The 10788-nt window shown below is 68.7% G+C and carries 10 protein-coding genes; 4 read left to right on the top strand and 6 right to left on the bottom strand.

Annotated elements, in window-relative coordinates; translation table 11 throughout:
- Positions 1-67 precede the first annotated feature (67 nt).
- On the top strand, positions 68-874 hold the full coding sequence (locus tag E6A26_RS06165) for an MBL fold metallo-hydrolase (protein WP_136610327.1): 807 nt from the start codon (positions 68-70) through the stop codon (positions 872-874).
- A gap of 138 nt (positions 875-1012) precedes the next feature.
- Here E6A26_RS06165 and E6A26_RS06160 read toward each other — a convergent pair whose 3' ends face one another.
- Both E6A26_RS06160 and E6A26_RS06155 read right to left on the bottom strand, forming a co-directional pair.
- Positions 1013-1300 carry an acylphosphatase gene (locus E6A26_RS06160; RefSeq protein ID WP_136610326.1) on the bottom strand — a complete coding sequence of 96 codons (288 nt, stop codon included), beginning with the start codon at positions 1298-1300 and terminating at the stop codon, positions 1013-1015.
- Positions 1301-1312: 12 nt separating this feature from the next.
- Positions 1313-1903, bottom strand: coding sequence for a YdeI/OmpD-associated family protein (locus E6A26_RS06155; protein WP_136610325.1), 591 nt, complete (start codon positions 1901-1903; stop codon positions 1313-1315).
- A 163-nt stretch (positions 1904-2066) separates the two neighbouring features.
- Here E6A26_RS06155 and E6A26_RS06150 point away from each other — a divergent pair, with 163 nt between their 5' ends.
- Both E6A26_RS06150 and E6A26_RS06145 read left to right on the top strand, forming a co-directional pair.
- Positions 2067-2606, top strand: a complete 540-nt coding sequence (locus E6A26_RS06150) for an NUDIX hydrolase family protein (protein WP_136610324.1) — start codon at positions 2067-2069, stop codon at positions 2604-2606.
- A 117-nt stretch (positions 2607-2723) separates the two neighbouring features.
- Complete coding sequence (locus E6A26_RS06145) at positions 2724-4172, top strand: DUF6707 family protein (protein WP_136610323.1); 1449 nt, start codon at positions 2724-2726, stop codon at positions 4170-4172.
- A gap of 283 nt (positions 4173-4455) precedes the next feature.
- Here the strand turns inward: E6A26_RS06145 and mctP are convergent, their stop codons facing one another.
- The 3 genes from mctP to E6A26_RS06130 all read right to left on the bottom strand — a co-directional run bounded on the left by mctP (position 4456) and on the right by E6A26_RS06130 (position 8042).
- Positions 4456-6129, bottom strand: coding sequence for a monocarboxylate uptake permease MctP (gene mctP, locus E6A26_RS06140; RefSeq protein WP_136610322.1), 1674 nt, complete (start codon positions 6127-6129; stop codon positions 4456-4458).
- Positions 6126-6482: a DUF3311 domain-containing protein gene (locus tag E6A26_RS06135; RefSeq protein ID WP_136610321.1), complete on the bottom strand. Its 357-nt coding sequence runs from the start codon at positions 6480-6482 to the stop codon at positions 6126-6128. Before E6A26_RS06135 ends, mctP begins: the two co-directional genes overlap by 4 nt.
- A 138-nt stretch (positions 6483-6620) precedes the next feature.
- Positions 6621-8042, bottom strand: coding sequence for a serine hydrolase domain-containing protein (locus tag E6A26_RS06130; RefSeq protein ID WP_136610320.1), 1422 nt, complete (start codon positions 8040-8042; stop codon positions 6621-6623).
- A 96-nt stretch (positions 8043-8138) separates the two neighbouring features.
- Between E6A26_RS06130 and tgt the strand changes: the two genes are divergently transcribed.
- The gene (gene tgt, locus E6A26_RS06125; RefSeq protein WP_234865121.1) at positions 8139-9410 is read left to right on the top strand and encodes a tRNA guanosine(34) transglycosylase Tgt; all 1272 of its coding nucleotides are present in this window, start codon (positions 8139-8141) and stop codon (positions 9408-9410) included.
- Here the strand turns inward: tgt and E6A26_RS06120 are convergent.
- Positions 9392-10759: an MFS transporter gene (locus E6A26_RS06120; protein ID WP_136610318.1), complete on the bottom strand. Its 1368-nt coding sequence runs from the start codon at positions 10757-10759 to the stop codon at positions 9392-9394. The two genes, tgt and E6A26_RS06120, sit on opposite strands and share 19 nt — an antisense overlap.
- Between the last annotated feature and the right edge of the window lie 29 nt (positions 10760-10788).

Below are 10788 nucleotides of genomic sequence, written 5' to 3'. Positions count from 1 at the left end.
CGCCCAGCAGCGCCCGCCGACTACCACCGGCCGAGGCACCCAGAACCGAGAAGGCTAGTCTGGGGCCATGTGGGTCACCAGCTCCGCCCTGACGCGTTATCGCCTCGCCCCGAACCCGGGGCCGATGAGCCTCGACGGGACGAACTCCTACGTCATCTCCCGCGACGCCCGCGTCGGCGATCTCGGGGGCGGGACCCAGCCCGCCGTCGTCGTCGATCCCGGGCCGCGCGACGCGACCCACCTCGCGGAGCTCGCGGCGGCGGGGCGGGTCGAGCTCGTCCTCATCACCCACCACCACCCCGACCACACCGAGGGCGCGGCCGACTTCCACGCCCTCACCGGCGCGCCCGTGCGGGCACTCGACCCCGCGCTGTGCTTCGGCGCCCCAGCCTTCGAGGACGGCGAGGTCATCGAGGCGGCGGGCGTGCGGATCGAGGTGCTCGCCACGCCGGGCCACACGGCGGATTCGCTGTGCCTGCGGCTCGCGGACGACGGCGAGCACGGCTCGGTCTTGACCGGCGACACGATCCTGGGGCGCGGCACGACCGTCATCTCCTACCCCGACGGGCGGCTCGGCGACTATCTCGCCTCGATGCGGCGGCTCGAGGACCTTGCGCTCGCCGCGGCGGGGCCGGTTACCGTCCTCCCGGCGCACGGGCCGGTCCTGCCCGACCTCGCCGCCGTGGCCCGCGCGTACCTCGCGCACCGCGAGGAGCGCCTCGACCAAATCCGTGCCGCGCTCGCCCGGCTCGGCGAGGACGCGCCCGTGGCCGCCGTCGCCGACCTCGTGTACGGGGACGTCGACCCCTCCGTGCGCCTCGCCGCGGAGAACTCGGTGGCAGCCCAGCTCGACTACCTCCGCGGCTGGGCCTAACCGTCTCGGGTACAGATACCCACCCCCAGAAGCGTCTCGGGTACAGATACTCACCCCACCAGCCGTCTCGGGTACAGATACTCACCCTCTGAAGCATCTCGGGTACAGATCATCTGTACCCGAAACGATCAGGCGAGCTCACCAGACCGAGAAGTGCCTGAACTCACCGGTCGCGGGCCCAATAGAGGCCTCAACGCCCTCGACCCGCCCGGGCGTTTCACCGGACTGCAGCCATCGGAGGAACTGCTCGACGTCGTCGAGGTTCCCCTCCGCGACGATCTCCACCGTGCCGTCGATCCGGTTTCCGGCGCTCCCCACGAGGCCAAGGCGATGCGCCTCGCCCCGCGTCCAGTACCGGAAGCCCACGCCTTGGACCATCCCCTTCACCGTCGCGTGCAGCCGTGCCTCGGGTACGTCCTGTGACATGGGTCCAGTCTGCTACGGCTGGCGCTTCTGCGGGTAGATGGTCTCGTGGCGCGCCAGCATGGCCACGAAGTCGGCGATCTTCCGCGCCCGCGTCTCGGGCTTCTTGACGGATTCCGTGCGGTAGATGAGCGCGAAACGGTTCACAGACGTGAGCACGTCGAACATCGCCTGGGCGTCGGGATTGGCGGCGATGGCGTCGGCGAGATCTTGCGGAACCTCAGCGGACGCCTGCCCCGAGTACGCGGCCTCCCAGCGGCCGTCCGCCTTGGCAGAATTGACGACGGCGCGGCCCGCCTCCGTCATGAGGCCCGCCTCCTCGAGGCGCTCGACGTTGGCGACGTTGTTCCGCGACCACTTGCTCTTGGGCCCGCGGGGCGTGAAGCGCGTGACGTAGCTGCCCTCGTCGCGACGGCCGATCTGGCCGTCCACCCACCCGAAGCGCAGCGCGCCGTCGAGCGCCTGGTCATAGCCGAGGCCGGTGACCGAACCGCCTTTCTTGTGGAGCACAAGCCATACGCCCCGGCTCGTCGCGTGATTCTCGGCGAGCCACGCAAGCCAGGCCTCGGCGTCGGGCACGAGCAGCTCGGGCAATTCGGCAGCCATGACGGCAGAATACCGCTGCCCTGACGCGTCAACGCGGACTGTTTCGCGCGGAGCCAACCGGCGCCGCCAGGCTCTCGGGGACGGACCGGCTGTACCCGAAACGGCCAAGGGCATGCGACCCGCGGTCATGACGCCCTGTGGCCACATGTTGTAGAACAGAGGCATGGCAGTGCGCACCCCCGACCCGTATCCAGGCTGGTTGTCCCCCGAGGACCTCTACGAAGCCCGGAACCGCCTGCCGATGCTGTACGTGGAAGCAGTTCCCGTGCGCCTCGATCCCCTCGGGTACGTCAACGAGGTCGGCCTGCTGCTCCAAGCGGACGAGGACGGCAGCATGATGCGCACGCTCGTCTCGGGCCGCGTGCTCTACAAGGAGACGATCCGCGCCGCCCTGCTGCGGCACATCGAGAAGGACCTCGGGCCGCTCGCCCTTCCCCAGCTCCCCGTGAGCCCGGTGCCGTTCACTGTGGTCGAATACTTCCCCTCGCCCTCCCAGACGGGCTTCACGGACGAGCGACAGCACGCCGTCGCCCTCGCCTATGTCATCCCGGTGGCGGGCGAGTGCCAGCCGCGGCAGGACGCGCTCGAGCTCACGTGGATGTCGCCGTCGGACGTGCTCAGCGGGCCCGTCCAGGCGGAGTTCATGGGGGGCCGCGGCGAGCTCGTACGGCAGGCTCTCGCGTTCGCGGGCATCCCCGGCTGAGTCCGCTCGCCGCGAACAGGCCGTGTTCAGAGGCTGCGCCTTGGCGCGCCTCCGGCACCGCCGTTACCGCTTCTTTATAGACTGGCTGCGGACCGACAGCTACATGAAGGACTCCGCATGCAGTACAGCCCAGACACCGAGCCGAGCGGGTCGACGCCCCCTGGAGCCGACAGGCTACTGGAGATCGAAGCCTCGGAGCTGAGCCCGGGACAGCGGCTCGTCCTACCAGACGGAGAGACGACCGCCCACGTCCTCGACGTCGACGCGGTTCTGGACGACTACGAGCAGCCTGCCCTCTATTTCGCGGCGCTCGACAACCACGTGAACCTCCGCGTAGCGCATGGCACGCTCGTCCGGATCGTCGTGCCGAAGCCGAGCCGGCCCGCGGACCTCCTCTTCGCCGGGCCGCCCGCGCCTGGGGCCGGCGCAGAGGCTGAGGCCGAGGCCGAGGCCGAGGAGAAGCCTGAGAGCGCCTCGCCCACCGCGCCCAAGAAGGAGGGCCGCGGCGACCTGCTGCGGCGCGCCTTGGGACTCGCGGGTCCCCGGGAGCAGGACGCACCGACGGACGACGACGGCGCGCGGCCCACGCGGGGCGCCGAGGCGCCGAAGCTGTCCGCAGCCCCTGGTCCCGACGGCGAGGCGGTTCCGGCTGAGCGCGGCCACGGCGAACCCGGCCAGGACGAGACGGGCCAGGACGGGGCGGGCCAAGACAGGGCGGGCCAGGACTGGCGCGGGGACGTGGCCGGCGTCGGCAGTGCCTCCGGGCCGGATGCGGACGTCAAGATGCCCCGCCACGACGATTCCGGCGCCGCATCCTTCCTCGACGACGCGGCATTCGACGCAGACTCGCACCGCGAGGACCGCGCGCCGACGAAGATCACGCTCGACACGGGGGACGTCGTCGTCGTCCCCGGGAAGGCCCGCAGCGAGGCGACCGGCCCCACGACCGCCCAGCTGGGCCTCATCCCGCCGCTCGAGGGGAACCCCGAGGACCTCATCCAGCACATCGATGCCATCCACCCGGGGCGGCACGCCGTGCACGAGCTCTCGGAGCGGCTCGCGAAGGGCGTCAACATCAAGTCCGGCGCGTGCCTCAAGGACCTCCGCGACCTCGCGTTCGAGCTGTACCTCGGACAGCGCGACGCCGACAATGCGCTCAAGGTTGCCGACATCCTCGCGGTCGTGCCTTTCGACGGCAACCCCGGGCGCTGGTCTTCCGTCGAGTCCGCGCTCGCCCTCGCAGCGCACCTCGCCCGCGAACGCAACGAGGAAAACCGGGCCGAAGTGTACTGCGAGCTCCTCCGAGCGCCGGAGACGGCGGAGACCGATCCGTTCCGGGCGCAGATGGCGGCCCGAGTCCGCCAGCGCACCCTCAATGAGCCGAACCTCTACGACAAGGAAGTGACGCGCGCGGCGAACGCCGGAGACGAGGCCGAGGAGCGCGGCTGGCGCATCCTGCGCCTCGACACGCTTCTGCACCTGCGCGCGCACGGCGGCTCGGAGGCCTACGACGACGACGAGCTCGACCGCCGCATCCGGATCGAACTGGACGCCGTCGCCCACTAGCGTCTCGGGTACACCAACTCCCGCCCAACCACGTCTCGGGTACACCAACTCCCGCCCAACCACGTCTCGGGTACACCAACTCCCGCCCAACCACGTCTCGGGTACAGATGATCTGTACCCGAGACGAAAGATAGGGCCTCCATCTGTACCCGAAAGGGAGAAATGGGGGCCTTATCTGTACCCGAGACGAAAGATAGGGCCCCCATCTGTACCCGAAAGGGGGAAATGGGGGCCTTATCTGTACCCGAGACGAAGAGGACGGGTGAGCGGGAGGGCTCGCGCGCTAGGCGACCGGCGGCGGGCCGCCCGGCTCGACGAAGCGCTCCGCCTTCTCGAGCTGGGCCACCTTGGGGTCGGTCTCGTCGGCACCGTAATCGGACGCGCGGGTCAGGTCCCGACCCTGCGGCACCTTGAGCCCGCGGAACACGAGCGTGAGCACCACCGCGACGAGCAGGTTGAGCACGAACGCGGTCACGGCGATGTATACCGTGACGTCCGTGCCCGGGATCGGCGCGAGCGATCCGCCGAAGTGCTGCTTCGTTGTGGGGTTGACCACGTTGTACGCCGAGACAGTTCCGAAGATGATGCCCACGGCCCAGCCGATGAGCAACGCCCAGCGGTCGAACCACCGGGTGTACAGGCCCGCAACGACCGCCGGGAACGTCTGGAGGATCCAGATGCCGCCGAGGAGCTGCAGGTTGATGGCCGTGGTCTGGTCCATCGCGATGACGAACACGAGCGCGCCGACCTTCACGAGGAGCGACACGATCTTCGACACGTTCGCCTCGGTCTTCGGGTCCGCATCCGGCTTGAAGAAGTCCCGATAGATGTTGCGCGTGAACATGTTGGCCGCCGCAATGGACATGATCGCTGCCGGCACGAGCGCGCCGATCGCAATCGCCGCGAGCGCGATCCCCGCGAACCAGGACGGGAAAGCGTCCAGGAACAGCTGCGGAATCACGAGCTGCGGGTTGGTCGAGCCGTCGAGGTCGATCGGCTTGGTCCCCGCCTTGATCGCCACGAAGCCGAGCAGCGCGAGGAAGCCCAGCATGAGCGAGTACAGCGGCAGGATCGCGGCGTTGCGGCGGATCGTGTTCCGGCCCTTCGACGCGAGCACGCCCGTAATCGAATGCGGGTACATGAAGAGCGCCATCGCCGAGCCGAGGGCGAGGGTCCAGTAGGACGCGTAGTTCGCTGGGCTCGTGATGAACGCGCCGACCGGCTTGCCCGTGACTTGACTCGTCGCCGAGAGCTTGGCGTGCGCGGCGTCGAAGATCGTGTCCCATCCGCCGAGCTTGATGGGCAGGTAGATCACGGCGACGATGATCGCGAGATAGATCAGGATGTCCTTCACGAACGCGATCATCGCGGGCGCGCGAAGGCCGGACGTGTACGTGTACGCGGCCAGCACGACGAACGCGATGATGAGCGGGAGGTCGGTCAGGAGCGCGTTCTGCGAGCTGCCGAGACCGAGCACGGTCAGGACGGCCTTGATGCCCACGAGTTGGAGCGCGATATACGGCATGGTGGCGACGATGCCGGTGAGCGCAACGGCGAGCGAGAGCCATCGGCTCCCGTAGCGGCCGCCGACGAAGTCCGCGGCGGTGACGTAGCCGTGGCGGTGTGACACCGACCAGAGCCGGCTCATGATGATGAAGATGATCGGGTACAGCACCACCGTGTAGGGGACGGCGAAGAAGCCGCTCACGGCGCCGGTGGCGTACATGGCCGCGGGAACCGCGACGAAGGTGTACGCCGTGTAGAGGTCGCCGCCGAGCAGGAACCACGTGATCCACGTGCCGAAGCCGCGGCCGCCGAGTCCCCATTCGTCGAGGCTGTGAAGTCCTGCGGCCTCCTTCGATCGCCGCCAGCTCGACGCCATGAAGCCCATGATGGCCACGACGATGAACAGCACGACGACGATGCTGAGGGCCACCCAGTTGATCTCGCGGGTCATGCTGCGTCACCTCCCCTGCGCGCCGCGTGGGCGCCGTTCCCGCGAACCGCCGCGCGCCGTCGTCGGTCTTCGGTCACGGTGAGCCAGTACGCGATGCTGCTCAGGACGGCCGAGATCGGCACCCACAGCAGCTGGTACCAGTAGAAGAACGGCATGCCGCCCCATCGCGGCTGGTCGAACGAATAGAGCGACGGCATGAGCGGCAGGACGATGGCCGCGGCGAGCAGGATCCCCGCGATGACATACGGCAGGGGCCGAGCCGGGCCGCGCGTCGGGGTGTCCCGCGTGGGCCCCCCTTCTGCTGCTGCCGGGTTTGGGCGCTGGTCGGGCGCTGGGGTGTCGTGACCGGACATCAGGACCTCCTTGTCGGCCGTCCGGCCGCCAACCCAGATGCGAGAGCGACGGCAGGGCGGAGGGCGCGTATTCCCCCGCCGTCTTTGTACCGCAGTTTGACTCGTCCCGGAAGGGTCCACACCGCGACACGCGGGCCGCTAGCCGCCGATCCCCGCGAGGGCGCCCTCAAGCTGCTTGAAGAGGATGGCCGGACCGTTCGGGTTCGGAAGCTGCGTATTGATGAGGATCGCGATCGTCATGCCAGTGTCCGGCTGATACATCGTGAGGGACTCGTAGCCCAGGCCTGTGCCTGTGTGGCCCCACCAGCCGTCGATTTCACCTGCCGCGAGGCCGTACGCGTCGTAGTCGGGGCTGCCCGGATCCGTACTGGGCGCGGAGACCGCGGTGAACCGCTGCCGCTGGACCGATGCGGGCAGGAGCGAGCCCGAGCCGAGGGCCTGGCCCCACCGAAGTAGGTCGCCGATGTCGCCGAACAGCCCACCCGACGCGCCGTAGAGCGACGGGCTCACCTGGGCGAGGCTCTCGAGGTTCGAGTCGCGGTCGATCTCGTACGGGGTCGCAGTGGGCTCCGCGGGGTCGCTCGTCGAGGGGCTGCCCGCCCCGGAGTACGCCACCGAGCTGAGTCCGAGCGGGGTCAGGATGCGCCGCTGGACCTCCTGGTCCCACGAGTTGCCCGTGATGGCCTGAATCACCTTGCCGAGGAGCACGTAGTTCGTGTTGCTGTACTCGTAGGCCCTTCCGGGGGCGAAGTCGAGCGGCTGCGAGAACGCGTAGCCGAGCAGCTGGTCGTCCGTGAACGAGCCGGTGTAGTCCGTGTTGAGCTGGGCGGAGAAGCCCTGCGTCCCGGAGAACTCGGGGAGGCCCGTGCGCATCTCGAGGGCCATTCGCACCGTGATCTGGCCCCCCGCGTTCGCGCCGTTGTACTGGACCGCGGAGACATCCGAGTCGTAGCGCGAGATCGGGTCGTCGAGGCTGAGTCTGCCCTCCGCGACGAGCTGCAGCACGACCGTCCCCACGAAGCTCTTCGTGATGCTCCGGAACGCCGAGCGGGTGTCCGCCGACCACGCGGTGCCCTCCGACGCGTCGCCGTCCGTCGCGAGGTACCGGTTCTGGCCCGAGGACACCGCGACGGCGATCCCCGAGGCGCCCTCGTCGGAGACGAACTGCGAAATGAGGTCCGACACCGTGGAGGGCATCGCCTGCCATTGGCCAGCCCCGGCTTGGCCCGCCGGCGGAGTGCCAGCGGACGACGGCGCCGCGCTGGCATGCCCAGATGGCGTCGCCTGAGCGGACGGGGACGAGCCGGACGAGCCCTTCGAAGAGGTCCGGGCGGGGACCGGAGTGACGGCCGAGGGCGGCGGCGTGGGAAGGCGACCCGCCCCGGCGGCGCGGACGGCCCCCGCACTGAAGCCCGCCATACCGAGCGTCCCGGCGGAGATCAAGAGCACAGCGCCGAAGGCAAGGAGGGTGAGCCTGCGCCGTCGTACTCGGACGGACCGGCCGAGAAGCCGCTCGAACGGAAGCCGCCGACGCCGCCCCGCGCCTCCCCCATGCTTCATGCACCCTCCTGTTGCTTTGGGATGAGGTTAGGGGACGACTCTGTGCCGGGACTGTGCGACGCGCTGGACGCTCTTTCGGTGCGGCAGACTTGGATGGTGCCTTCCGACCATCCTCGCCAGTCCGAGTTCTCCTTCCGTGTCAACACGCGCCTCACGGGCAGCCCAGGAAACGGTTCCAGCGGGGACGTCGGCCTAGGCCGGACAGGCACCATCTCGACCCCCCACGGCGAGATCCAGACGCCGGCGTTCATCGCGGTCGGCACGAAGGCCACGGTCAAGGCGGTGCTGCCCGAGTCCGTCCGCGATCTCGGGGCGCAGGCCGTCCTGGCGAACGCGTACCACCTCTACCTCCAGCCGGGACCCGAGATTCTCGACGAAGCCGGCGGGCTGGGCCGGTTCATGAACTGGAGCGGGCCGACGTTCACCGATTCGGGTGGGTTCCAGGTCATGAGCCTCGGCTCGGGCTTCAAGAAGGTCATTGAGATGAGCGTCGCCTCGAGCGCTCCCCCCGGGGCCGACGACGCCGTGGCCCCCGGGAAGGAGCGTCTCGCCCATGTGGACGAGGACGGCGTGTGGTTCACGAGCCACCTCAACGGGGACCGCCACCGCTTCTCTCCCGAGATCTCGATGAACGTCCAGCACCAGATCGGCGCGGACATCATGTTCGCGTTCGACGAGCTGACCACCCTGCAGAACTCGCGCGGCTACCAGGAGGAATCGCTCGAGCGGACCCGGCGCTGGGCCGAGCGCTGCGTCGCGGAGCACTTCCGGCTCACGGACGCGCGCGAGGGCAAGCCGTACCAGGCCCTCTTCGGTGTGATCCAGGGCGCCCAGTACGAGGACCTCCGACGCAAGGCGTGCCGGGACCTCGGGGCCATGCCGTTCGACGGCTTCGGCATCGGCGGTGCACTCGAGAAGGAGAACCTCGGCACGATCGTGGGTTGGTGCTCGGAGGAACTACCCGAGAACAAGCCAAGGCATCTGCTCGGCATCTCCGAGCCGGACGACATCTTTGTCTCGATCGAGGCCGGGGCCGACACGTTCGACTGCGTCTCCCCCACGCGCGTCGCCCGCAACTCGGCGTTCTACACCGCCGAGGGGCGGCTCAATCTCTCCGGAGCCAAGTATCGGCGCGACTGGGGCCCCCTTCAGGACGGCTGCGACTGCTATACGTGCCAGAACTACTCGCGCGCGTACATCCGCCACCTCTACAAGGCGAAGGAGCTCCTCTCCCACACGCTCATCTCGATCCACAACGAGCGCTTCGTGGTGCGGATGGTCGACGACGCGAGGAAGGCCATCGAGGACGGCACGTTCTGGGAGTTCAAGGCCCACACCCTCGGCCGGTATTACGGAGCGCGCGTGTAGTCGAACGCATGGCCGAACTCCTCGTCGAGCGGGGTCGCCTTCTTCGCGCGTGGGAGGAAGAAGATGTACACGACGAGGGAGATGGCGATCGTGATCGTCACGTAGGCAAAGAGCCATTCCTTGTGGCCGGAGCTCGAGAGCCACTCGCCGATGAACGGCACGGTCCCGCCGAAGAGCGAGTTCGCGACGGCGTACCCGAGGCCCACGCCGAGGGCACGGATCGAGGACGGGAAGAGCTCCGCCTTCACGAGTGCGCTGATGGACGTGTAGTTCACCACGATGACGAGGCCGGCGAGCATGAGCCAGAACGCGATCATCGGGTCCTTGACGCCCGCGAGCGTGGCCATGATGGGCCACGTGAACAGGGTGCCGAGGACGCCGAAGATGATGAGCTGCGGGCGCCGGCCGATCTTGTCCGAGAGCAGGCCGAAGACCGGCTGCAGGAGCATGAAGACGAACAGTGCCCAGAAGTTGATCACCGACGTCTGCGTCTTCGAGAGGTGCGAGACGTTGTTCATGAAGCTCAGGATGTACGTCGTGAAGAGGTAGAACGCGCACGTCCCGCCCATGGTCAGAAGGACGACGACGACGAACGGTCGCCAATGCTCCGTGAACAGGAGCTTGAGCGTGCCTGGCTCGGCGCCCGGCCGGACGACGGCGTCGGGCGCCTCGGCGGCGCGGATCTGCTCTTTCGGAATCGTCTCGTCCATCGTGCGGCGCAGCCAGAGCACCACGAGCGCGGCGACGGCGCCCAGCGCGAACGGGATGCGCCAGCCCCACGCCTTGAGATCACCCTCAGGGAGGACCGACTGCAGGATGACGAGCGAGAGCAGCGCCAGCACCTGGCCTCCCACGAGCGTCACATACTGGAAGCTCGAGAAGAAGCCCCGGCGCTTTGCCGTGGCGACCTCGCTCATGTAGGTGGCGCTCGTGCCGTACTCGCCGCCCACGGAAAAGCCCTGGAGGAGCCGCGACGCGTACATGAGCACGGTCGACCAGACCCCGATCTGTGCGATGCCCGGAAGGATCGCGACGAGCAGCGAGCCCACGCCCATGAGGCTCACGCTCACCGTGAGCGCCGCCCGGCGACCCCGCCGGTCCGCGAACCGGCCGAAGTACCAGCTGCCTACGGGGCGCATAAGGAACGTGAGCGCGAAGGTCAGGTAGGCGTCGATCTGCGCCTGAACGGGGTCCTTGCCATTGAAGAAGTACGTCGCAAAGTATGAGGAGAACGCCGAGTAGACGTAGAGGTCGTACCACTCGATAAGGTTCCCGGCCGAGCCCTTGAGCGTGTTCGCGATGGCGCGCCGGGTTGCCGAGGCCGGCGTGCTGCTGAGTGCAGTGGTCATGATGCGTTCGAGACCTTTCCGCCCGGGCG

Source organism: Sinomonas albida (assembly GCF_004919045.1).
Taxonomy (GTDB): Bacteria; Actinomycetota; Actinomycetes; order Actinomycetales; family Micrococcaceae; genus Sinomonas; species Sinomonas albida.
The sequence above is the reverse complement of the archived record's forward strand: the minus strand, read 5'-3'. Positions and strand labels throughout refer to the sequence as shown.

What these genes read in the sequence shown, in the direction of transcription:
- E6A26_RS06120 (WP_136610318.1), bottom strand. Translation starts at nt 10,759, where the DNA reads ATGACCACTGCACTCAGCAGCACGCCGGCCTCGGCAACCCGGCGCGCC.
- E6A26_RS06130 (WP_136610320.1), bottom strand. Translation starts at nt 8,042, where the DNA reads ATGAAGCATGGGGGAGGCGCGGGGCGGCGTCGGCGGCTTCCGTTCGAG.
- E6A26_RS06150 (WP_136610324.1), top strand. Translation starts at nt 2,067, where the DNA reads ATGGCAGTGCGCACCCCCGACCCGTATCCAGGCTGGTTGTCCCCCGAG.
- E6A26_RS06135 (WP_136610321.1), bottom strand. Translation starts at nt 6,482, where the DNA reads ATGTCCGGTCACGACACCCCAGCGCCCGACCAGCGCCCAAACCCGGCA.
- E6A26_RS06145 (WP_136610323.1), top strand. Translation starts at nt 2,724, where the DNA reads ATGCAGTACAGCCCAGACACCGAGCCGAGCGGGTCGACGCCCCCTGGA.
- E6A26_RS06165 (WP_136610327.1), top strand. Translation starts at nt 68, where the DNA reads ATGTGGGTCACCAGCTCCGCCCTGACGCGTTATCGCCTCGCCCCGAAC.
- E6A26_RS06160 (WP_136610326.1), bottom strand. Translation starts at nt 1,300, where the DNA reads ATGTCACAGGACGTACCCGAGGCACGGCTGCACGCGACGGTGAAGGGG.
- E6A26_RS06155 (WP_136610325.1), bottom strand. Translation starts at nt 1,903, where the DNA reads ATGGCTGCCGAATTGCCCGAGCTGCTCGTGCCCGACGCCGAGGCCTGG.
- mctP (WP_136610322.1), bottom strand. Translation starts at nt 6,129, where the DNA reads ATGACCCGCGAGATCAACTGGGTGGCCCTCAGCATCGTCGTCGTGCTG.